The organism is Actinomadura montaniterrae (assembly GCF_008923365.1).
Taxonomy (GTDB): Bacteria; Actinomycetota; Actinomycetes; order Streptosporangiales; family Streptosporangiaceae; genus Spirillospora; species Spirillospora montaniterrae.
This window is the reverse complement of the sequence record NZ_WBMR01000060.1, coordinates 18,266-40,718: the sequence shown is the minus strand read 5'-3', so window position 1 is coordinate 40,718 and position 22,453 is coordinate 18,266. Positions and strand designations below refer to the sequence as shown.

Below are 22,453 nucleotides of genomic sequence, written 5' to 3'. Positions count from 1 at the left end.
CGCGGCCGCGCTCGTCACGGACGAGGTGGTCGTGGCCGACACCGTCGCGGCCGCTCTCGGCGCGCGCGGCTGGTCCGACCAGGTTACGGTCACGGTCCCCGACGACCTGGTCGCGCGCGTGGATCCGCGCCGATTCGACGTCATCGTGGCCAACCTTGTCGGCAACGCGTTCCGGCACGGACGGCCGCCGGTGCGCCTGGAGGCCCGCCGCCTGCGGCGCGACGGCGTGCCCGGGTTCCAGTTGTCGGTCGCGGACGCCGGACCGGGTGTCCCCGACGACCTGCTGCCGCTGATCTTCGACCGGTTCGTCAAGGCCGGCGCGGCCCGCTCGGCGAGCGAGGGCAGCGGACTGGGCCTGGCGATCGCGCGAGAGAACGCCTTGCTGCACGGCGGCACGCTGGAGGTGTCCGCCGGACGTGAGGCGGGTGCGGTGTTCACCCTCTGGCTGCCCCTGGAAGCAACATCATGAGGAGCAGGAACGCGCTCACGGTGCTCATCGTCCTGGCCATGGTGTGCGGGTGCGGCCTCCAGCCATCCGACGCCACCAAGGTGGGGTCGCTTCCCACCGCGCGGGGCCCGGTCGTCAACAACACCGTCTACTTCGTCAGGAACGGCAAGCTCGTGCCGGTGGTCCGGCCTGGACTACCGGGTGCTCCGCTGATGCCGTTGTGGCAGCTCGGGTACGGCGTCACCGACAAAGAACGCAGCGCGGGGCTCAGCAGCACACTGCCCGGTGTCGGAATCGTCACCGGACTGCCCGACCCGTCCTTGCACGAGATCGATCCACCCGAGGCCCCACCAAGGGCCGTCGGCGAAACAGGCGACTCCGACACCATCACATTGGCCCTGCAGACCACCATCCGGCCGGAGAAATGGCCCCGCGTCTGGCAGGCGCAGATCGCCTGCACCGCGCAGGCGATCCCCGGCATCAACCAGGCCGAACTGAACATCTTCGACGGCCGACCAGGCCGCACCGTGCGATGCGCCGACTACCGCGATCTGCTCAGCCCCGCAGCCAACTGATCCATTGCCCAAGAGGCACCCGGCTGATCGATCGCAAGTTCACAGTTCCAGCTCCCCTGACCGAGCTGTGACGGCGGCATCGCCTACCTTCCCAGTCGGGAAGGATCGATCCCTCCACCGCGCAACCATGATTTGACCTCTAATGAGGGCCCAACTACCGAATGATCGGTCGCTGACCATCGCCTGCGACCACCTGCGCGACCGGCTGCTGTTCGCGCTGCTGCTGGACTGCGGGGTGAGAATCGGCGAGGCGTTCGGCCTGCGGCACGATCCGGCCGGTCGCAGCCTCCAGCACCGAACGCGCGGACCTGTGGCGCGCCCTCGATGCCGAACCCGAGCCGGGCTGCCCAGCCGCCGCACCGGCCCCGCCGTTCCTGGCCTACCTGACCACCGACGCCCCGCAGGCGAGGGCGATCGGCGCAAGGCGGTGCGGCTGCGCGGTCGCGTCATGACCGCCGCGCGCAGCGCGGCCGAATAGCACCGCACCTCGTTCTCCGCGACCGAGTCCACCGTCACGATCGGCATCTACGGGCGCGACGCCGACCTGTGGATCCACCCCAGCTCCGCGCCGCATGCTGGGCTGGCCCCGTGTGTGCCTCGCCGCCCCGAGGTCTCCTTTACCGACCCTGAGATGAACACCTGGGGCGACTGCGAGGGCAAACTCTTGGCGGACGCCACGTCATACGTCCTCGTCGAGCGTTACGGCCATTGGGCCGTGGGCTGGCGATGGGCCCGCGACGAGGGGGACTTCGACCGCAGCCCGGTCGGCAGCTGGCGCTGCCCGCGGGACTCGATCACCACGCCGGAAGAAGCATTCGGCCGCGTCGTCGCGGGCGCTGTGCGAGTGGCGCGCGTGGCTGGAGATTTTCGCCGATGGGTTTGAGGCCTACCCGCTGGGTCCGGCCGCTGTCGCCGACCAGCGGAGCCTGTGGGAGCAAGCCGCCCGGAACCTGATCCTGCAGGCCGTTGACCGCACCGGCCATGGCGGCTGGAACGCGCACTGTGCACAAGTGCTCACCTGATTTCCCCAACGCTGGCATGTTGCAGCCGAGGACGCGGCGGCTCAGGTCGACGACGCCGCCGAACGGCTCTCCCACTCCCTGCATCAGGTCGGCACCGCCCTTCCTTTTGAGCCCGGCTCCGGTGAGCCCACACCATGAGCGCTGGGTTCGCTGTGTCGACGTCCACCGCCTGGCGCTATGTCAACGGACCCTCGACGCGCTGGGCAGACCGCTCGCCCAACCTGGGCGCCGTGTTGTCCCGGGCATGCCGTGACCGGCTGGGGTACCTGATCCTGCACGGCACGCTCATTTGCGATTGATCGGGTGGCTGTCGACCGACCCTTCTACTCCGGAAAGCATCGCAAGCACGGAAGGAATTTGCAGGTCGTCGCCGATCCGAACGGCGAACTGCCGTGGGTGTCGAGGCCGTTGAGCGGGGCGGTGCACGACCTGGCGGCCGCAAGGATCTGGGGCATCGTCCGCGCGCTGACCGGTACTCGCCTGCCCGTGCTGGCAGACAAGACCTATCAGGAGCCGGCGCGCACGTCCTCACGCCGCACCGGGGACGCGGCAGGCCCGAGTCTCAAAAGACCGCCAATCGTGCGCACGCGCGGCTGCGCGGGCAGGGTGAACGCGCCAACGCCCAGCTCACAAAGCATGGCGGCTCCTGCACAAGCTACGTTGCTGCCCCTGACGAGCCAGCAACATCGCCAAAGCCGCCCACGTTCTTCACCCTACGCGAAGCTGCATGCAGAAAAGGGACTCATCGACCCATCAAAGCAGCTGTATAATCAAAGGGCATCGCATGGCCTTGTCTGGAGTTTCATGTCCGAATGGAAGAGGGATTTCTTTACTCGTCGTCCCATTTGCGGACTGATCACGTCGCTCGCCGGTGGATCACCGGACCCCATAGAATGGGAAGTGCTACGTTATCAACGTCTTCTTTGCCCTGACTATATAGAAACGGCTTTCAGTTCCGCCAGAGTCGACTTTGTCGCAGCCGAACTTGACTATATGTCACAGACCCATGAGGACACCTTGCTCGCGCAAGCCGGGTCCAGCGTGCAGTCGACCTGGCAGATCGCAGCACGGGAACATGCGGGCAGCATTCCCGGTCTGCTCGCCCTGCTGGCGCAACTGATGCGACAGGTCGGCACGAAACCACCGCCGGACTTCGACGAGGTGCCATTGGGCAGATGGGAGGCCATGGAAAGATATCCTCGACTCTTCAATCTGGCCGAACTAGTCAAGGAATGCTCGGTATCGAGCGAACACGCCATCACCAATGAACATCCCCAGGGATGTCAATACTATGTATCGCCCATGATAGCGGAAGCCCTGGAAGCACTTGCCCTGTGCCAGCAATACCGAAAGTTCCGCAGACTATTCCGTCAATTCGTTTATCTTGAAGCCGAAGAGCTTGCTGCGATCGCGGATGCCGCATTTGAGCACATGAAAGTCCACCATCGCCGAAGAACCTGGATCTCACCGGCCGACTTCAGTCGATTTTAAGAGCGCATCCCACGTGATCATGGGGCTTTCTGCAGAATAACGCAAGATCGTGCTGTCGAGTCTTGCGCTCAGGTTGGCGCCAGACGATAGTGCCCTGGACTTGTTGGATTGCGAGCCTCGACAGTGCCAAGGTGATTTCAAAGTCGTTGGGTGAACTCTGCCCCTGACGCTAGGTGAGTAGCGGAGAGCTCGTAGAAAGTTCCGGTCGATCGTTTGCGCGGCCTACTTGATCTGGATGACGCTGTCGGTGCCGAACAGGCCGAGAGTAAGGTTGCGGGGGTGGCCATGGCGCGAGGGCCGTTGCCGGTCCCAGGCTTGCTGGTCATCTTCTCGCCAGGCGGTGTCTTTAGCCGGCGTTCGAGATCTCGATTCCCTGGCGGCGGCGTTCGAAGTGTTCCGGTGGGCGATGGCGGCCGGGGGACGGCGATGGTCACGCGGCCGGGCGAGCAGCGAGCTTTCCTCAGGATGCGCCAGCCTTTGAGCGTCGCCGTACCCTGCTCGCCCGCGTGCGGACCTGGGCGTGGTGTCGTGAACAGCTTCTTGTGCTTGCCGGGTTGTGGCTCTTACGCCCGACGTGACGTTCACGGCGCTCCACCTTCGGCAGCAGCGGCTCGGTCCAATCCCACAGGCTGCCGGCACGATCCATGGGGATCGCTCACCCTTGCGCACCCCACACCATACCGGCCATCACCACATTTCGCATCACATACACTGGTGGTTGTAGAATCGCTTCGCCGTAAGGGCCGACTCTTTTATAGAGGCGTGCCTAGGTCAGTGCCTTGAAAATGAGCTGTCGGCTTCGGCGGCGGGGCGCTCAGCTTCCGCTGCCCACTTGACGCAGGCTCGCGCACAGACTTTCTGTGCCTTTCGCATGAGTTGTCGGCCGGGCGGCGGATCACCAGAAGCGGTCCGAATGAAGAACGTCCTGGTGGTGGGATGAGCCGGTGAACGACACGCCGCTCGCCTCGTGCTGGCCCCTGCCTCCACGCTGCCCCGGTGTCCAGTCGTTGCCCCGCCGTCCAAGGAACTTGGGGCGGCGCAGTGGTGCCCGAAATGGGCCACGTAGTGACTTGGTAGGAGTTTAACCGCGCTAGCCAGCACGGCCTATACCAGTGATGTTCAGCAGCTCCGCCCGTCACCGACTCCGTGAGCGACAGGAGAAGAGGCGACGTGACCATCAACGACCCGCACGGCTTGGGAGGTCTGGGTGGGCGTCGACACCCATCAGGGACATCAACATTGCGGTCGCCCTGGGCGAGCGGGGCCGCAGACTCGGCGACGTCACGGTGCCGACGACCGGCGAGGGCCACACCACATCGCTGGAGTGGCGCACTCGCGCGGCGAGGAGCTGCGCGGCTTCGCGGTCGACGTCGACGGCCTGCGCGCGGCCAGAGCGCTCTGGCCGACTAGCTCGACACCGCACCCAAGCACCGCGACGGCGACGTGGAGGCTCAGGCTCTGCGGACCCTCCAGGTCGTCAAACGCGGAGCCATCAAGGCCCGCACCTCGGCGATCAACGCCATACGTTCCGTCCCTGTCTCCGCATCTGATGAGTTGCGCGACCGGTCCCGCAACGTCAGAAAGAGTGACCTCATCGAACACTGCTTGCGGCTACGCCTCGGCACTGACGGCCCGGACGCCAGCGTGAAGAAGGCGCTGCGCCGCCTGGCGCGCTGTTGCAAGATGCTCAACGAGGAGCGGGCCGACGTCGACGCCGTGATCGACGTGCTCGTCCACCGCTGCGCGCCCGCGTTGCTGGAGCTGGACGCCATCGGGCCGGGCATCGCGGTCACGCTGCTGGTTACGGCGGGCGACAACCCGCAGCATTTGCGCAGCGAGGCCAGCTAGCCCATATGGCCGGGCCCACGCCACTGCCCCTGCCCACCCGGCAGCAGCCTCACCAGCGGCTGGCACCGCTTCAACCGCGGCGGCAATCGCCAGACCAACAACGCCCTCTGGACGATCGTGCTGACCCGCGTCCGGATGGACCAGTGCACCAAAGACCACGTCGCCCGCCGCACGGCCGAGGGCAAGACCAAGTAGGAGACCGTCCCCTGCCTCAAGCGCTAACGTCGCGCGCGAGGTTCACCAGATGATCATTCGCTCGACGGCACTCCGGCCACCGGTTGCGCAGACATAGGAGCGTCATTCTGTTGTGCACCCTAGCCAACCCGTGGACACGCTTGATGGAGGGAGTCGGGCGTATCGAGAATCCATGCTCCCGCGAGATGGAAGCATCACCGCGGATTTGTCTCGGTGGCCGGCTCAGCTGCGAGGGAAGAGAGGGACGGGTGGAACAGGGCGCACGCCCCGCTCGCCGCCAGCAGCACTGTGCCGGTGAGCAGGCCAGCCCGCAGCCCGTGCGGGCCGTCGGCCACTGCTCCGCTAATGACCGGGCCAGCGCACTGCCCGATCCCGAAGGCGGCGGTGAGGCCAGCGATTGCGGGCGGCCACTGGGTGGGTGGCAGGCTCCGGCGGGCGGCTGCGGTGACGGTGGCGCTGACTGAGAAGAAGCTGCCGAACAGTGCGGCGGAGGCCAACTCGGCCGTGCTGCTGCTCGATAGAAGGGGAAGGCCTGAGGCCAGCGCGGTCGTCGCAACTGTCACTGCGATGCCTCTGCCTCCGCGGATCCGGCTCAAGGGCGCGGCCAGCGTCAGACCGATCACGATGCCGGCCACACCGAGGGCGAACCAAAACCATTCGAGTTGGCTCGGCGTTCGCCCGTTGGCGCGCAGATAGGCGACGGAGAAGGTCATGTAGGTGATGTAGCCCGCGCCGAACAGCCCGTAGGAGGCGAGGAGCGCGCCGACGCGACGGCGTTCCCACGATCGCGGGCCGCTCAGCACTGGCTGCGCTAGCGGCATCCGTGCAAGCACTGGAGCGACCAGCGCCAGGCACGCCGCACACAACACGCTGTCCAATAGCCAGCCCGTCCGCCAGTGGCCGGCGACCGCGATAGGTGTGACGAGGAGAGCAGAGGCCGCAATACCCAGCCCGGGCCCGGCGAAATACAAGCCCAAGGCACGTGTCTCGCGTTCGGCGGTGAGCCTCGTCAACACTGCGGCACCCGCCACGAAGGCGACAGCGCCTGCAGCCCCCGCTACCAGCCGGAGGACTGCCAGCGCTATGACGTCGCCGGTCGCGCCGCACGCAAGGACGGTCAGCGTGGCTACGGCGAGCGGGCCGAGAACGGCGTTGCGCTCGCCGAATACCGTCAGGGCACGGTCGGCGATGATCGCGCCGATCAGATAGCCGACAGAGTTGGCGGCGCTCAGCGAGCCGGAAGTGAGGCTGGACCAGCCGAGATCGTTCTGCATGGCCGGAACGAGCAGTCCGTACGCGAACCGCCCCAGCCCGTTCGCGGCAGCCGGCACCAGCATCAGTGCAAGTATCCACGCCCGAGGGCTCTTCACCGCGTACCTCCCCAGTCGATCGACTAGGAAGGACGCTAGGAGCGAGCATGGCCTGTGCTCATGGTCCAATCAGGATATGAGCTCTTGGGCCAAGCAGGGCGTGGACTTGCACCTGCACGTGGAGCGGACCTGCGGAACCGGCCTGCGTGCCGGGCTGGAGCATGCGCTGCGAACCGCAGTACGCGGCGGCCGACTTGAGGCGGGAACACGTCTGCCTTCCTCCCGTCAGCTCGCGGTAGAGCTCGGGGTCGCCCGCAACACCATCGCCGATGTCTACACCCAGCTCGTCGCTGAGGGGTATCTGACGAGCCGTCGCGGCGGGGGCACGTACGTCGCGGGAACCCCGAGCCGCACCACGGCACCCGTAACGAACGACGAGCAGGCCGGCCCGCGGTACGATCTGCGCCCCGGCCGGCCGGATCTCGGCATCTTCCCGCGTGCCGCATGGCTGGCGGCGACGCGGCGCGTGTTGGGCGCGGGGCCGTCCGACGCCCTCAGCTACGGTGACCCGCGGGGCCCGCAGACTGCCCGCCGTGCGCTTGCCGCCTATCTTGCCCGCGTCCGCGGCGTGGACGCCGACCCAGACCGCGTGGTGCTGTGCACCGGGTACCGGCAGGCGGTCGCGCTGGTGGGCGCCGTGCTCGCGCGGTCCGGCGCCATGAGGGTCGCGGTCGAATCTCCCGGCCTGCCGGAGGTGTCCCAATCGCTGGTCCGAAATGGCCTGACCCTGCTGGACCTCCCCGTCGACGACCACGGCGCCCGCACTGACCTGCTTGTGGCGCTCGAGGCGGACATGGCCGTGCTCACGCCAGCGCATCAGTTCCCGACGGGGGCGCAACTGTCCGCGGAACGGCGCGCCGCCGTGCTCGAATGGTGCCGCCGCACCGGCGGTCTCGTTCTCGAGGACGACTACGACGGCGAGTTCCGCTATGACCGCCAGCCCGTCGGTGCTCTGCAGGGCCTCGCCTCGGACCACGTTCTCTACGCCGGATCGGCCAGCAAGACCCTCGCGCCGGGACTGCGCCTGGGCTGGCTGGTCGTGCCGCCGCGCCTGCTCGACCCCATCCTGGCGGAGAAGGTTCTCGCCGACCGTCATTCCAACGTGCTCGACCACCTGGTCCTCGCCGAACTCATCAACCGCGGCGACTATGACCGGCACGTACGGCGAGCACGCCTGCGCTACCGGCGGCGCCGAGACGAACTCGCCCGTGCCCTCGCAGAGTGTGTGCCCCCGCGCCGGGCCGCGGGCGTCGCGGCCGGCCTGCATGCGGTGGTGCCGCTGCCTGAGGGCGCCCACGACGTGCTCGCCCGCCTTGACCGAGCGGGCGTGGCGGTGAACAACATGAGCCGCTACACCAGCGCACCGACCCCGGACGCCCTCGTTCTCGGCTACGCGACGCCACCAGGCCACGCTTGGCCAGCTGCTTTGACTGCTCTCACCACCGCTCTCGGCTCCTGACCTTGTCCCTGCCGGAAAACCTCGTCCGTCCAGGTCAAGCGGCATGTTCGTACTCGTTGAGAGTTCCGCCCAGACGCTGGATTCTTCGGACGTTCAGGTGGGCGATCTCGTCGGGTTCGCTGATCGGTAGAGGCAGTGGCGTCGGCGGGCGGGCGTTGGCGATGCCCTGGTGAGGCCGACGCTGGTTGTAGAAGGTCTCGAACTCCCGGAGGCCGTGGAGCAGGTGCCGCTGGTTCCAGATCAACGTGCGGTCCAGGAGGTCGCGGCGGCAGGTCTGCAACCCACCGCTCCATCACCGAGTTCATCCTTGGCAACCGCCCCCCGGTCAGCATCACCAGGGCACGGGCGAGGTGCTAACCGTACCGGGGGCCCCATAGCAAGCGAGCAATCACAAACAGACCCACGATCAAGGCCGGTGACAGCCATGCGGCTACAGGCGAACGGCGCCCAATGTTGATCAAGACCACCAGAGCGGGGGTCGATGAGAGGCCGAGGATCAGGCCTAAGGCTTCACCCAAAGGCACCGGAAGACAGTGAGACTGACCTTGGACCCCGGGCAGACTGCAGTGAATCCCGTGTGGGAGCGAGACCCCGCCGAACAGGACACCCCTCAGGAAGAACCAGAGTCCGCCCAGGAGCCACGCACCCGTGCCGAGCATCAGGCCGAGAACGCGAACCAAGCTGGGCCTAGCGTCCACACCGCGGTTACGTCGAGCGTCGATCACCACCAGAGCCCAGAGAGCCCCGAGCGCAGGTACCTCGGCCAGCGTTACCCAAAACCAGAGCCGGTATCGGTAATCTGCGTCCGGCTCTGTGTTGCAGACGTTGGCTAACCACGTCGTCGCCGTTATCGTCGCCCAGCCCGCAACGATCGAGGCCACCTGGAGCCGTGTCCCTGGCCACGCTGCGGCGTATTTGATCACGGCAAGATGTTAGACCGGTTTACCCGCCTATCCGGTTGAGAACCAACGGGAACGCCGGGTAGTTGGAGCACGTTCGTTCGTAGAACGTCCTGTGCATGGGCCAGACAGCAAAATCAGCAGACGTCGCCATACGTGATCAAACCCCGCCATGAGGTCACCACCGCGAAGCTGGCCAGTGACCTTGAACATGATGAAACTGATAAGGATGAGAACCCGTACGCCGACAGGCGTCGATGATGCCGGCGGAGGACTCGGTGGCACGACCCCCCGGACGCGCACCAGCGGTGCAGCAGCCCGGTCAGTAGGTTGAAGACATCGTCGTTGCGCCGCGGGAGTAGCCGTAGACGGTTTGCCAGGGCCGTTAGTCGTGCGGCAGATAGCGCCAGGGGATTTCGGTGCGGTCGACGTAGAGGATGGCGTCCATGATCGTGCGCAGGTGGTGTTCGGGTGGGCGGCGTCCAGTGCTCCGGCGCGGCGCCGGTCACGACAGGCGGCCAACGTAAGTTCGATCAGCTCCCAGCGGGCGTCGGACATGTCGTTGGGGTAGCGGCGTTCGGGTGCCGGCACCACAGGGCAACGCCGTGCCGACGGGTCCGCCCAGAGACGCGGCGACGTGCACCAGGGTCACGCCGCCAAGCCCTCAGCCGCTGCGATCGACGCCCAATGCGTCAAGACCTCCACCAGTGTTCCTACCGCCGACCAGGGTGTCAACGCCGCCAAGAAGATCGTCGGCCGCAATGCGGCATCGTGGTCGACACCCTCGGACTACTGCTGGCCGTCCTGGTCACCGCGCCTCCGTCCAGGACTCGACCGCCGGCACCACCCTCATCAACCAGATCGCCGCCATCCGAGCCTCCGCGCCACCTGGGCGGACGGCAGCAATCGCCAATACCTGGTCGAACACACCGCCGCGCTCGGCATCGGCATGCAGATCGCCCAACGCCGACCGGGCACCCGCGGCTCCACTCCACTGTCGCACCGCTGGGTCGTCGAGCGCACCCTGGGCTGGCTCATGCTGCGCTGCCGCTTGACCCGCGACTACAAAACCCTGCCGGCCAGCTCCGCCGCCATGATCCACATCGCCATGACCGACCTCATGACCGCCGCCTCACGACCTAGAAGAAGCCCGGCCCGCTCATTACAGCGGGCCGGGCTTGGTCCATCGAAGCAGACGCCGACTAGGCGTGCTGACCGCTCACGTTGTGGATCAATTGAAGTGCAGGGATTTGAAGCTCACGCCCGACCCGAAGACCAGAACCTCGTTGCTGCGGAATGCGAAGTGCTTCCCGTTACTCCTCCTCGCGAGCCACCCACTGTCGTCTCCAGCGGTTATCGCGACGACCTTACGGTCGGGCATGCTGTAGGTAACACCCGTTCCTTTCTCACAGACGGACCGTGGAGTACCCGAGACGAACTGGATTTTGAGCGTATGGACGGTGCAGGCGTAGTCGGCGTGAGCCGGTGAAGCTAACAGCACTCCGGCGGTAAGTGTCGCAGTTCCGGCAACTCCGGCGGCTACAAGTTTCCCGAACAACGTGCTCCTTGGATCTCGGTTCTTCGAGGCGAGGCCTACACATGAAGGATCATCCTCGTGGTGCATTTCGAGGTTCTTACTGTGAAAGTCACCGCAGATTCCCTATCCGAGTAGGCACTCTCGCGCCTTGGCGTGTCCAATCGCTGTGGAAGCGGACACACCATCACAGTCCGCGAACGGAGACAACCCGCAACTACGACTGGCGAGTAGTGCTCTCCTTGGCCCGATAGCAAGCCGCTTTCGTTGGCCACCTGGGCCAGCAGGCCTTGACTGTCCACCGAACTACTGCGCGACCTGGAACCGCTGCTGCACGATCGGCGGGCCGTCCTACGACGGCAGCGCGATCATCTGAGCGGGCTGCTGCCCGGAGACGATCGCTGGCGATTCACGATTCCTCCAGGGGCCCGCCCTCTCGTTGCGACTGACCACCATGCGGGCCGATCTCGTCCCGAAGCACGCCCGCACCCACGGGCTCGAACTCTCCCCTGAGCCGTCGTTCGCCGCCGACACGACCCACCCTCACCATCTGCGTCCGCCCTACACCTCACCGATCAGCGCTGGACCGCATCGCCACCGTTCTGCATCTCGCATGCGGCAATCAAGGCGCAGGAGGAGCCGATGTGCTGCGCGCGTGCGCACGACCATCAGCGCGACTACTGGACGAATGTCCGCACGGCCAGCACGGCGATGAGGGCCCGGCGCCCCCTCCCGTGACCAGCCGTCCCCCGTACCCGGTGAGCCGGCGGGGATCAAGGCGGAGAGCGGAGCCGGCGCGGCTGGTCACTCGCCCGGCTCGCGGACGCCTCCGGGGTATCCCAGCGATGATCAGCAAAATCGAACGGACGAGAGCAACCCGACCGCCATCGTCGTCAGCAAGCTCTCCGCCGCACTGGAACTGACAATGACCGCGCTGCTGTCACCGAACGAGGGGCGCACCGACCAGGTGCGGCGCGCCGCCGACACCCCCCACTGGACGGATCCCGCCGCCGACCACTTCCGGCGTCAGACATCGACGCCGGGCTTTCCGGTCGACGTCACCGAGATCGTACTGCCCGCAGGGCAGCCGCGTCTGTCCGTTGTGCGGGACACACCGCTTGCGGCGGGTCGGGCCTTTGCCGCGGCGGCGGTTGGTGCCAGGCACGATGCCTGCGGCATGCAGGAGCAGTGCGGCGGTCTTCTCGGCTGCGGTGTGGGCGACCTGGGGTAGGACGCGACGCCCCCTGGGGTGAATGCTGCTCGATCTGCGCGTCGAAGGCTCCCATAGCGCGGCCGCATCACCCGGTCCGCCCAGTTCGGCTCGGATGGGAAACCGCGGCCGCCACCCTTTCGGATCCGCTCGAGGGCTCCGCTCGCCGCTGCCAGGTCGTGGGCGAACACGACGGCGACAACGACGCCGTCGTGCCCGAGGCGTCCCGCAAGGGCTCGGCCGATTCTCCCTGCTTCCACCGGTGACGAGCACAACCTTGCTCTCCAGGGCACGCGTGGGCATAACCGTGACTCCCATCATTATTGGATGACTATGCAGTAACTGTAAGACAATTGTGGATTCCTCCCGGACCCGAGGGCATCATTTTCTTACCAGCGACCCAGGTGCGCCACCCCGGCGGACCCGGTTTTTCTTCGGCCTGGTCAACCGGTGTAGAGCGTGGGCGGGCAACTGTCGCCCATGGGCTGGTCGACCCGGACCTTGACCGGATCAAACGAGACCGAGCGTTCCGTTTTTCCCTCGCCACCTTCCTGGCGGATGACGATGGTGTTCGCACCAGCAAACCACACCGCGTCCAGCCAGTGGGCTCCACTGTCGGACAAACAGCCGAGATAGGCCCTCTTACTGAAAAACCCCTCTCTTGTTTGCAGGTAGAGACCGTCAGGTCGATCAGCAGGGTGGGGATATTGGGGAAAATCATAGTTCAGAATGACTGCGAATTTCCCGTCAGGGGAAACCGTCGCAACCCGCTGTTCATTCGAATAATCGATGAGAAACGTGATGAGGTAACTCCAGGAGATGCACGCGACGCCCGCCAGTGCCGTACAGCCGGCGCAGGCCACCAGCAGCCGGCGCCAGATGCCATGCCGCGCCTTCGCCAGCAGAACACTCGCCATGCCGATCAACCCGAACCCGGCGACCGCCAGCACACACCAGAGCCAGATCCTGTCCCCCAAGCCGACAAAGCGGCAGGGATTGATCAACGCCGTCCCCGCGGCGCCGGCCAGCAGCGCACCGAGAACGAACATGCAGCAGACCCATCTCGTACCCGGCGCGATCAGACGTTTCATGGCGGCCCTTCACTCGCAACGACGACAGTGCACCGGAGGACACCGTCCGGGACGGCGTCCGGACGGCCACCGCACACCCGGTCAAGCCGGTGGGCCCAAGCAAGGTCCGGCTGCGACCACGGGCGAGCCGAAGTCAAAGCGCAACTTCGTTATATAGTCTACTAAGAAACTATCCACTAAGGTCTTAACTGTCATCGTCGCCGCCAGCCCCAGCGGCGCCCATGTCCACGCGTGCTCTCATCGTCGCCCCGTACACCCCCGCGAGAATCGGATTCGGGGAGGTCGCCGACCCGGTCGCCGACCCGGGGTAAGTGCTCGCCAACGTGCTGCACACCTCCCCCAATTATGCGAACCCCAACAACGTGCGCAATGGACGCGTTCCGGTCAGAGCGCCCCTGGGCCTCGACGCGGCCGGGGTCATCGTGCGGGAGGCGGCGGACGGCGCCGGGCCATCGGCCGGAACCCGTGTCGTCCTCTTCACGGACGGTGCGTTCGCGGACCGGGTCGCCGTCGCTGTGTCGGCGTTGGCCAGATCCCGGACGGCGTCGGGCTGGCCGACTGCCGACTGCGGGCCTGGCCACGCTCCGTTCGCCGCGGAGCGCGGCGGTCGCACCGGGAAAGCACCTGCTGGTGACCGGCGCCTCGGGCGGCGTGGGACGCAACGCCGTGCAACTCGCCGCCCGTGCCGGCACACGTCATCGCCTCGGTCGGCTCCCCCCGGGGAGGCGACGGCCTCGCCAGCGCGGGCGCTGACGAGGTGGTCGTGAGCTCGGACGACGTCAAGGAGCCCGGCGACATCGTCGTCGAGTCGGTCGGCGAGGTCGACCTGGTCACGGCATGGAGCCTCCTTGCTCCCGGCGGGAGTCTCCAATCCGTGGGATGGACCTCGGGAGAGTCTGCCGTGTTCCCGCCCTTTACCACGGTCGGGACGCTCAAGACACTCGTGCCCTATGTCAACGAGTTCGTGGCCGCCGACGATCTGGCCGAACTGGTGCGGCTCGTGGCCGATGGCGCTCGGGTGCCCGAGATCGGCCGGCGCGTTCCCGGGATGGCGGTCTTCGACTGATATCTGGTCGCTCCGAAGCCCGACACCTCGGCGGTGCGCGGCACGGGCGACGCCTACTAGACCGGAAGCCTGCCCGGCGGCCGCCACAGGCACGTCCTCGCCTTCAAGGCCACCGGCGCGGGCAGCACCGAAAAAGGTCCTGCTGCACTGCCCCGTCTCTGCCTGCACCGGCGGTACGGAGTCCGCCCGGGGGACGCCGACCGTCTCTGTCTCCCTTCCCACCCCCGAGCGGATCACCTACACCTGCGGCCGCCACCTGACCCGCGCCACTTGCTGTGCCGCAGCCTTGCCGCCGAAGGCCAGGCCCATCGCACGCCGCGCCGGCTGGTGTACGACTGGTCACCGAGGCAGCCGCAGGCCCGTGCAGCCGTGCCGTTGGACGGCGTGTTCGGCGAAGGCGCGCAGCGACGTCGTCAGGAACCGCGCCGTCGGGTCCGCGTATTCGGTGGCGCTGACGGAGAACAGCGCCCGTGCGCCGTGTCCCGAACAGCGTGCGGTCGCCCAAGCGTGGTCGCGGGAGCGGCCGAAATCGGCGCCGGTGCGAAAGAGGGTGCTTTCCCCGGAGCCGCTCGGGGCGGTCCGCAGCGCCTGCGCGTACGGGCCGTAGTTGGCCTGGAAATGGTAGGCGGCCGAGGAGAAGGCCACGGTCCTGCCAAGAGTGCACCCCTCGACCGGTGCGTTTCCGCTGCCGGCGCTTTCCTTGATCCAGTTGACCTCGCCGGTCTCAACGACCGTCTTGACCGGGATGCCGGCGCAGGTGCCCCCGATCGTCTCCGGCGACATCTCCTTGGCTGGTTGCGACAGGGGTGGTATCGGACCGCCGGACTTGGCGTCACAGCCGCCACGGTGGGCGGCCCGTGCGGCGGTGGCGGTTACGAGCCGGGCGACCTGACGCGCTCGGGCATCCATGAGCGACCCGTCGGAGACCGCGGAGACCACCACGGAGGCGTGCCGGTTGGTGCAGCCCATCACCACTCCGGTGTTGCGCAGGTCGGTGTAGCCCTCCCAACCGCCGCCGATCGCCATCGGAGTCTCGTCGTTGTCGTCCAGCCCCTCGAGCAGCAGAGTGAAGAATCCATTGCGGATGCCGGAATTCACGAGCGTCTCACCGACGTCGCCGATGGTGAGCCGCAGGTCGCCGACATCACACGACTCCCAGCGCAGTCCATCGTCGTCCACGTGGTGTTCGTCATGCCGCAGGGCCTTTTCCTCGTGGTCGGTGAAATCGGCGGACTCGGCCTCGGGTATGAGCCCCTGGCAGTAGCCGGCGAGCTTGTCCTGGTAGCCCCTGCTCGTATCGCTGAGCCGGTACCAGCTGAACGCCGCGACGGCGATCAACACCAGCGGTAGCACCACGAACAACCCCACCCGCCGCAACGCCAGCATGCGATCCGCTCCCCATTTCCCACCCGGCACGACACTCAGGGTGTTCGGTACGGCACATTTCGTACCGAAAGCTGAGCTTCAGGTCAAGGGTTCCGATGGAGCGACACGGTGGAGAAAGAGCCGGTAATCAGCGGCTTGGGCGGCCGCGGGCGGCGGCGTCCGCTCGGCACGTCGCATCAGGCCGAGCAGCGCATCAGAGGTGGGCGCGCTGAGGATGACGTGATCGCCTCGGTCCCGCGGGGGCAGAGCGACCATAGAGAGCATGCTCACGCTCGCGTAGATGTACCATGCCGCTCAACGCGGCCGAGTGCCGCCACCAGGCGCCTGAGCTCGGCCAGCCGGTCCGCTGCGGCGTCGTGATGTCGGGTCGGAACCGAGGTGGGGCGGTGGCAGCGACCAAAGGATCGCAACAGGCTTCCCCACAGGGCGCACTCATGCTCGGCGCAAGCCCCCCGGGCGGCGAGCTGGTCCAGGCCCGGAATGTGTACGTCACGGCGAGGCCGAGTCCCAGCGCCCGGTTGGCCAGGTAGTGCGGCATGCGGCCGCGTCATATCCGCTGAATCGCGTGATGCCTCCAGCACTCCAACGTCACCTTGTCATGCGACATGCGCAAAGGATCATGGCGCATCCGCATGACAGCGCCGGACGGGTCGGCATCGAAGGGCGCGTCACCATGGCGGACTCGCGGCCTGCCATCTCTGAAAGGAATCCGGACGATACCCGCAAACGACGATGGCCCGGCTGCGGAGCGCAAAGGCGCCGGTGCTGCAAGCCGCTGAGCGCCCCGGTGGGTCCGCGCGGCCCGCGACGCCGGCGGGTGAGCCCGCTGGAGATCGCGTGAGCCTGGGCGGTCAGGAACTGCCGCCACGCCGGGCCCGCCCGGCGGGGTGCGGGGGCGATGCCGCGGCGTGAAGGATCTCCCGGACGGTGGACGCGGCGATCGTGCACCCGAGCCGGGCCAGCTCACCCGGATGCGTCTGTGCCCCCCAGGTCGGGTTCTCTCGCGCCATCCCAACAATCAGCGTCTTGATCGAAACGCCGGTAGGCGGCCGTCCCGGTCGGCGCCGGTCAGTGTAGGTCCACTTCCGGGCGACCAGGCGGCGGTGCCAGCGCAGGACCGTGGCCGGGGTGGCCGGGAAGACCTCAGCCCACCGGCGGCGGAGAACCAGCCGGGACAACGCCGCCGCCCAGAGCCGGTCGAGGTGATCGCACTGTGGTCGGCCACGCACCTGCGAAGCAGCATCACCAGCAAGCCGAGCAGACACCGGAGCAACCGGTAGATCAGCGACAACAACACCTCGAGATGGTCCCAGCCACGGCACTGATCCTGCAGCGAAACCCCAGGTCGCAGCACGAAGCCGAGTTTCCGAGCGGCACAGGGTCGAGATCGGTGTCCTTCGGACGCGAATGCTCGTACCACAGCCGGAACTCGCTGGGAGGGCTTGTCGTTCGGCGCCGCAGCATGAGCGTTCAACGACCACATCACCCTGCCTCGCACCCAAGATCACCATCTAGGAGCGGCAGGGGTGTTCACGCCTGTCATCCTCCCCGCGCTCGATGCTGCCCGGCCGCGTCACCCCGGCGCAGGCCTGGGACGACGACCCCGGACCGCAGCGCTTCGATGGAAACCAACCCAGCCGCTCCCTTTGGAGCATCATCTCGCGCGGTGTCGCTTCTTCCATTCGGCGACGACGGCCTCGACGTGTTTGCGGATGTCGTCGCTGCGGTCCGTGCTGCCGTTGATGTCGCGGCACGCCTGGTCGTACTCGGCCCACAGGACATCGTCGGCGAGTCGGAACTTTCGTTGCGGGCTGCCGTGTGTAGGCATGTCAGCCGCTCAGCTTCGCGATCAGCGAGCGCAGGTGAGGTGCTGCGGCGTTCTCCTGGCCGCGCTTCGCCCACGCTGCGATGTGGTCGCTGACCAACTCGGCGAGACTCGCTCGCTCGTCGTCGCTGAAGTCGACCGTGGTCGTGGTGTCGGTCCGGCGGTCGTAAGCGGTGAAGAGGATGTCCCCGACCGCCTGTTCGGCCGCGGAAGGCTTGCGGTTGCGCTGGGCATGCCAAGCGGCGCTGTTGTTGACGACGCCCCAGCCGTGCAGGGCCTCGTAGTTGGTGAGTTCGAGCCTCATGGGGGCCGGCACCTCTCGCCGCCAGGGTGTGGCCACACCCTACGCGCCGCACGCACCCCACGAGGTACGGCCACACCGACGCCCCGAGAAAGCAGGACGGGCAGGGCCGCTTGCGCGGTCCTGCCCGTCTGCGGTCTGCTGCCGACGCGCGTTGTTAGAGCGCGCGGCTTGTCGGCGTTGAACCACTTCACGGTTCCTGAGTCATGTGGTGTCCGCCCTCTGGGCGACGGGCCACGCGGCTGCGAGGCCCGGGCCAGGGCACGACCCGGCTGACGGGGCAGGGCGGTCTCGGCCGGCGGCTAGGCGGGCCGACCCCCGCTCAGGGACCCTGCCCGGCGTCCTGGGTGGGGCTCTGGTCGAGGTTCGGGCAGACGTCCCTCTCACGTCCCGGCGAGAGCGGCTCGCAGTTCATCGGTCACCGTGTGCAGGCAGCTGCCGAAACTCGCACGCCCTTCGGCCTCGATCCAGTGCCGGAAGGCGTTCTGGAAGGCCACCGTGGCGAGCTGCGCGACCAGTTCGGCCGTCTCGGCGTTCACCTGACGTTGCTTCAGGGCGTCGCGGATCGCAGCGGTGATCGCAGCGGTCTTGGTCCGTTCGCGTTCCTGCAACTCGGGGCTGGCGTCGATCACCGCCCGGCGCTCCGTCGCGCCGTCCACCTGCTCGACGAGCTCGGCATCCACTCGCGCCAGCGCGTCGAGGACGGCGGCGAGCGGGGCAGCGTCCGGGTCCGCCGCCCGGACCGCCTCCGCCAGGACCGGGGGCAGGCGCTCCGAGCCGGCGAACAGGACCTCGCGCTTGTCCGGAAAGTAGCGGAAGTAGGAACGCCGGGTGAGTCCGGCCCGCTCGGCGATATGGGTCACCGTCACGTTGTCGTAGCCGCGCTCCAGGTACAGCTCCAGAGCCGCCCGCTTCAGGCGCTCCTCCGCTCCCGGATCCCACCTCGCCACAGCCCGACGGTAACAGGTGATGGCGCACTGTGCCATCGATGCTAGCTTGCACTCATGACACACTGTGTCATCACTGGGGATGCTCGTCCCCGGTGCGGCCCGGAAGAGGCAGGGTGACATTCACATGACCGAGACCAGCGAGGTCAGGACGAACGACGAGGTGTGGGTCGTCGGGGCTACCGGCCGTGTCGGCCGAGGTGTGACCGCGCGACTGGCTGCGCGGGGGCTGACGGTCGTGCCGGTCGGGCGCAGCCGGGAGCGGATGGTCGCTGCCGGGGCCGGAGCCGGTCTGCCCGGGGATGCGAAGGTGGTCGTCGCCCACTCGGCCGAGCGGATCGCGGAGGAGATCGTGCGGGAACGCCCGCGGGTGGTGGTGAACACGATGGGCGCTTTCGCCGCCACGGCACCGGTGATCGCCCGTGCCTGCATGCCCGGCGGCCACTACGTCGACCAGGCCAGCGACCTGGTCGCCGTGCAGGGGCTGCTCGCCCTGCACGATGAAGCGGTGCGGGCGGGCAGCACCCTGGTCACCGGCGCCGGATTCGGCGTGCTGGCGACGGAGGCGGTGGTGGCGAAGCTGTGCGAAGGGCGGCCCGCGCCGCACCGGGTGCTGGTCGACGCGGTGGGCTCAGTGGCCGTCGAGGCGGGAGTGCTCGGTGCCGCCTTGGCTGCCAGCATGGTGGACGTGCTCACCACCGGTGGGCGGCGGTACGAGAACGGGCGGCTGGTGACGTCGCGCCTCGGCGCGGACCCGCAGCGACTCGCTTTTCCGGACGGGGAGTCGGCGAAGTCGGCAGGTGTCGCGTCCGGCGAGCTCGTCGCGGCGCATACGGTGAGCGGGGCAGCGTTCGTCACCGCCACTTCCGGTCTCGTGCCGACCGCTCCGCTGCTCCGTGCCCTGCTCCCGCTGCTGGGCCGATTGTTGTCCGTTCCGGCGCTGCGACGCCTCGCCGTCGACCGGCTCGGCCAGGTACGGATCAAGGCCGCGCCCCGTCCGCGCAAGCACTCCTGGGGGCACGCCGTCGTCGAGTGGGCGGACGGCACCCGGCACGAGGGATGGCTCCGCGCCGGCGACGGTATGGACTTCACGGCCGACGTCACCGCCACCGTCACCGAACTGCTGGCCCGTGGCGTCGGCAGGCCCGGGTCCTGGACGCCGGCAGCCGCCCTCGGGGCTGACCTGGCGACGCCCGCGGGCGGCGCCTTCATACTGGACTGAGGAGCGCCGACGCCCGCCGTCCGGCGGTTGCCGGGGCCTCGGCGAGTGCCCGCGACAACCGCCAGGGCGCAACGGCGGCGGACTTCAGCAAGGCACTCCGGGACTGCGTGGACGTTGCACTTGCCGGAGATTACGTCCGTGCAGGTCAAGCGGCATGTTCGCACGCGTTGAGGGTTCCGCCCAGACGCTGGGTTCTTCGAACGTTCAGGTGGGCGATCTTGTCGGGTTCGGTAATCGGTGGAGGCAGTGGCGTAAGCGGGCGGGCGCTGGCGATGCCCTGGTGAGGCCGATGCTGGTTGTAGAAGGTCTCGAACTCACGGAGTGCATGGAGCAGGTACCGCTGCTTCAAGATCAACATGCGGTCCAGGAGCTCGCGGCGGCAGGTCTGCCGTGCAGCACGAACAAGATCCCGCACAACACCCTGCGGTCGTCCAGCCGCTTACGCCCGGCATGGCGCTTACGGCGCTCCACCCTCGGTAGCAGCGGCTCGATCCGCTCCCACAGGCTGTCAGGCACGATCCACGGGGGTTGCTCACCCTTACGCACCCACCAACACCACACCATCACTACATGTCGTGCTACATACACATTTGGTTATGACCTCTAAGTTGGGATATGCCAGTCGGGGGCGAGGACGGTCGCGTACCGCTCGCTGTGTCCAGGCGCACCGCGTCCAGGATGCCCGGGATCGCGGCGAGCGGGTCAACGCCGTCAAGGGCGCGGCGGACGAGTTCGTGGAAGTTGGCGGTGCCCTCCCAGGCCACGCGGTCGCCATGGGCGAGGGCGGCGATGCGACAAGCCGCGTCCATGGTGGCCTGCTGCCCGGCACGTGCGAAATAGACCGCCGACGTAGCGCGTGGATCGGTTTCCGTGGTGGCCGCCAGTGTCGGCCGTGCGGCCCCGCCGCGCCTAGAAGGGATCCAGGTAACTGGCCATCTTGTACTCTCCGCTATGTGGAAGATAGAACCAGTTTGTTTCGAAACGGGCCGCCGGCCAACCGGCCAAGGAGCACTCTGCATAGTAGCTGCCTAGAGGGCGATGGAGGGCATCATAAATATATCCGCCTTGATATATGGTACACCACCATGCATATGTGCCTTGCTCCAGGTAGATATCACGGCCGCCCTCTGATCGTTCGACATAGAATGGCGAGCTGCCGTCTGTCACGGCGAGCCCGAAATGCCAATGATAGTACCCGCCGTCCAAGATGATGTCTCTATGCGAGTCCGCCTGTGCCCCTCCGTTGGGGTTTGCGATCAGATACAGCGTCCGCTCCAGCCGGGCCGTGGGCAGAGAGCTGTCCGCGCTCGCTGCAGGGGCCGCGATGCCAAGCATCGAGGCGGCGACGACGGTTGAGACCACTTGCCTGTATCGGCGCTGGATGCGATTCATTTCTGCGCTCCTGGGCGGGTAGGTCGGCCTGGGTGTCACGGCAATGCCGGCGAGATCGAGATAGGCGGACGATGGTTCGGCGTGGCCGGCCTTCTGGCTGGCATCTGCGGCGCGGGGGCGGCGGCGGTCGGGCGTTAAGCGGACCGCGCCGCCGCAATCACGCGTCCGGAATCTGGGTGCCGGAGGGTGTGGTCATGGCGGCGGTTTGGGGGTGGAGCCGGTGGTGCGGTCTTGCGCGGGCTTCTCGGGTGTGAAGAACGTGCGCAGTTGTGCTGCGACGGCGGTGGGGTCTTCGTCGTTTTCGGGTCCTGAGTGGCCGAGGCCGTTGAGGGTGACGCGCCCGGAGTGCGGGAGGACGGCGGTGAGTTCGTCGAGCGCGGTGGTGAAGTAGGCGGGGCTCTTGGAGCCGCCCATCAGCAGGACCTGTGCCTGTAGTGCCTTGTAGTCGGCGGCGGTGTCGGCCATGTCGCGGATGATGCGCAGGTCGTAGCTCATGGTGGGGATGAGGTCGGCGATGGGGGCCTCGTCGGCGCCCGGGCGTTGCAGGCGCGCGCCGGCCGCCAGCAGCGCGACCAGGACGGGTCGTGGGATGCGGTTCGCGAACGGTTCTGTCCGCAGGCCCTTGAAAATGGTGACCAGTGCGGAGACGAGCCGTCCGGCGGCGATTTCGCGTTCGTAGCGCGGCTGCCAGTCCACCGGTGCCGAACCGTCCACTGACAGGGGTGGCTCGTACAGGGCGATCCGGTCGAGCGCGGGGGTGGCCAGGGCCGTGCGCAGCGTGACGAGCGCGCCGGTGCTCAGCCCGAACACATCGCGCGCGCCCGTCGCTCGGACGATGGCCTGCAGGTCCTGCACCTCGCGCGTGACATGGAAGTCCGGGCCGTGCGGACCGCTGGTGCCGCGGCCGCGCCGGTCCGGCACGACGACGGTGCGGGCGTCGGAGAGGGCGTGGGCGAGGCCGGTGAGGTTCTGCGCGGCGAGCATCCCACCGTGCATCAGGACCAGCGCCGGGCCGCGGCCGTAGATCCGGTAGCCGATCGTGGTCCCGTCGGCGGAGCGGACCCGGGCTTGGTCGAAGTCGCGCGCCTGTTTCGTGGACGTCATTGGTGTCCTCCAAAGTGAACGTCGTTCACGTGAACGCCGTTCACGTGTACAGTGTTCACGGGACGGTG

At 67.5% G+C, this 22,453-nt stretch carries 20 protein-coding genes and 2 pseudogenes; 11 read left to right on the top strand and 11 right to left on the bottom strand.

The window, feature by feature from the left end:
- The first annotated feature begins 25 nt into the window (after positions 1-25).
- From F9B16_RS51030 to F9B16_RS21295, 6 genes and pseudogenes are all read left to right on the top strand, one after another.
- Positions 26-469 carry a sensor histidine kinase gene (locus F9B16_RS51030; RefSeq protein WP_318839251.1) on the top strand — a complete coding sequence of 148 codons (444 nt, stop codon included), beginning with the start codon at positions 26-28 and terminating at the stop codon, positions 467-469.
- 20 nt (positions 470-489) lie between these two features.
- A complete protein-coding gene (locus tag F9B16_RS21315; RefSeq protein ID WP_151541865.1) occupies positions 490-1,023 on the top strand; it encodes a hypothetical protein in 534 nt (177 codons plus the stop codon).
- Between the two features lie 631 nt (positions 1,024-1,654).
- Entirely contained in the window at positions 1,655-1,906 is a 252-nt protein-coding gene (locus tag F9B16_RS21305) for a hypothetical protein (RefSeq protein WP_151541863.1), read from the top strand.
- 273 nt (positions 1,907-2,179) lie between these two features.
- Positions 2,180-2,715 (top strand): annotated as a pseudogene (locus F9B16_RS52780) (transposase family protein); the annotation flags it as partial.
- Positions 2,682-3,536 (top strand): hypothetical protein, encoded by an 855-nt coding sequence (locus F9B16_RS21300; protein WP_225991820.1) that lies wholly within the window; start codon positions 2,682-2,684, stop codon positions 3,534-3,536. The pseudogene F9B16_RS52780 and the gene F9B16_RS21300, both read left to right, overlap by 34 nt.
- A gap of 1,443 nt (positions 3,537-4,979) precedes the next feature.
- The gene (locus tag F9B16_RS21295) at positions 4,980-5,384 is read left to right on the top strand and encodes a hypothetical protein (protein WP_151541861.1); all 405 of its coding nucleotides are present in this window, start codon (positions 4,980-4,982) and stop codon (positions 5,382-5,384) included.
- Positions 5,385-5,773: 389 nt separating this feature from the next.
- Here the strand turns inward: F9B16_RS21295 and F9B16_RS21290 are convergent, their stop codons facing one another.
- Complete coding sequence (locus F9B16_RS21290) at positions 5,774-6,916, bottom strand: YbfB/YjiJ family MFS transporter (protein WP_151541860.1); 1,143 nt, start codon at positions 6,914-6,916, stop codon at positions 5,774-5,776.
- 133 nt (positions 6,917-7,049) lie between these two features.
- Between F9B16_RS21290 and pdxR the strand changes: the two genes are divergently transcribed.
- On the top strand, positions 7,050-8,408 hold the full coding sequence (gene pdxR, locus F9B16_RS21285; protein WP_225991819.1) for a MocR-like pyridoxine biosynthesis transcription factor PdxR: 1,359 nt from the start codon (positions 7,050-7,052) through the stop codon (positions 8,406-8,408).
- 34 nt (positions 8,409-8,442) lie between these two features.
- Here the strand turns inward: pdxR and F9B16_RS21280 are convergent, their stop codons facing one another.
- Both F9B16_RS21280 and F9B16_RS54155 read right to left on the bottom strand, forming a co-directional pair.
- On the bottom strand, positions 8,443-8,688 hold the full coding sequence (locus F9B16_RS21280) for a transposase (RefSeq protein WP_225991818.1): 246 nt from the start codon (positions 8,686-8,688) through the stop codon (positions 8,443-8,445).
- A gap of 1,004 nt (positions 8,689-9,692) precedes the next feature.
- Positions 9,693-9,794 (bottom strand): annotated as a pseudogene (locus tag F9B16_RS54155) (transposase); the annotation flags it as partial.
- Between the two features lie 150 nt (positions 9,795-9,944).
- On the opposite strand from F9B16_RS54155, the gene F9B16_RS21270 reads away from it, so the two are divergent.
- A complete protein-coding gene (locus F9B16_RS21270; RefSeq protein WP_151541858.1) occupies positions 9,945-10,796 on the top strand; it encodes a transposase in 852 nt (283 codons plus the stop codon).
- A gap of 970 nt (positions 10,797-11,766) precedes the next feature.
- Entirely contained in the window at positions 11,767-12,072 is a 306-nt protein-coding gene (locus tag F9B16_RS21265) for a hypothetical protein (RefSeq protein WP_151541857.1), read from the top strand.
- A gap of 422 nt (positions 12,073-12,494) precedes the next feature.
- On the opposite strand, the gene F9B16_RS21260 is transcribed toward F9B16_RS21265, so the two are convergent.
- Complete coding sequence (locus F9B16_RS21260; RefSeq protein WP_151541856.1) at positions 12,495-13,142, bottom strand: hypothetical protein; 648 nt, start codon at positions 13,140-13,142, stop codon at positions 12,495-12,497.
- Positions 13,143-13,905: 763 nt separating this feature from the next.
- On the opposite strand from F9B16_RS21260, the gene F9B16_RS21255 reads away from it, so the two are divergent.
- A complete protein-coding gene (locus tag F9B16_RS21255; RefSeq protein WP_192808916.1) occupies positions 13,906-14,208 on the top strand; it encodes an MDR/zinc-dependent alcohol dehydrogenase-like family protein in 303 nt (100 codons plus the stop codon).
- A gap of 339 nt (positions 14,209-14,547) precedes the next feature.
- On the opposite strand, the gene F9B16_RS21250 is transcribed toward F9B16_RS21255, so the two are convergent.
- The 4 genes from F9B16_RS21250 to F9B16_RS21240 form a co-directional block, all read right to left on the bottom strand.
- Positions 14,548-15,594 (bottom strand): hypothetical protein, encoded by a 1,047-nt coding sequence (locus tag F9B16_RS21250; RefSeq protein ID WP_151541854.1) that lies wholly within the window; start codon positions 15,592-15,594, stop codon positions 14,548-14,550.
- Between the two features lie 1,654 nt (positions 15,595-17,248).
- Complete coding sequence (locus F9B16_RS51025) at positions 17,249-17,422, bottom strand: hypothetical protein (RefSeq protein WP_192808915.1); 174 nt, start codon at positions 17,420-17,422, stop codon at positions 17,249-17,251.
- A 1-nt stretch (position 17,423) separates the two neighbouring features.
- Entirely contained in the window at positions 17,424-17,723 is a 300-nt protein-coding gene (locus tag F9B16_RS21245; RefSeq protein ID WP_151541853.1) for a hypothetical protein, read from the bottom strand.
- A gap of 380 nt (positions 17,724-18,103) precedes the next feature.
- A complete protein-coding gene (locus tag F9B16_RS21240; RefSeq protein WP_151541852.1) occupies positions 18,104-18,670 on the bottom strand; it encodes a TetR/AcrR family transcriptional regulator in 567 nt (188 codons plus the stop codon).
- A 124-nt stretch (positions 18,671-18,794) separates the two neighbouring features.
- On the opposite strand from F9B16_RS21240, the gene F9B16_RS21235 reads away from it, so the two are divergent.
- Positions 18,795-19,889: a saccharopine dehydrogenase family protein gene (locus tag F9B16_RS21235; protein ID WP_151541851.1), complete on the top strand. Its 1,095-nt coding sequence runs from the start codon at positions 18,795-18,797 to the stop codon at positions 19,887-19,889.
- A 351-nt stretch (positions 19,890-20,240) separates the two neighbouring features.
- On the opposite strand, the gene F9B16_RS21225 is transcribed toward F9B16_RS21235, so the two are convergent.
- The 3 genes from F9B16_RS21225 to F9B16_RS21215 form a co-directional block, all read right to left on the bottom strand.
- Positions 20,241-20,453, bottom strand: coding sequence for a transposase (locus F9B16_RS21225; RefSeq protein ID WP_404800511.1), 213 nt, complete (start codon positions 20,451-20,453; stop codon positions 20,241-20,243).
- A 345-nt stretch (positions 20,454-20,798) separates the two neighbouring features.
- Positions 20,799-21,281, bottom strand: a complete 483-nt coding sequence (locus F9B16_RS51020; protein ID WP_192808914.1) for a hypothetical protein — start codon at positions 21,279-21,281, stop codon at positions 20,799-20,801.
- Positions 21,282-21,473: 192 nt separating this feature from the next.
- Positions 21,474-22,385, bottom strand: a complete 912-nt coding sequence (locus tag F9B16_RS21215; RefSeq protein WP_151541849.1) for an alpha/beta fold hydrolase — start codon at positions 22,383-22,385, stop codon at positions 21,474-21,476.
- Between the last annotated feature and the right edge of the window lie 68 nt (positions 22,386-22,453).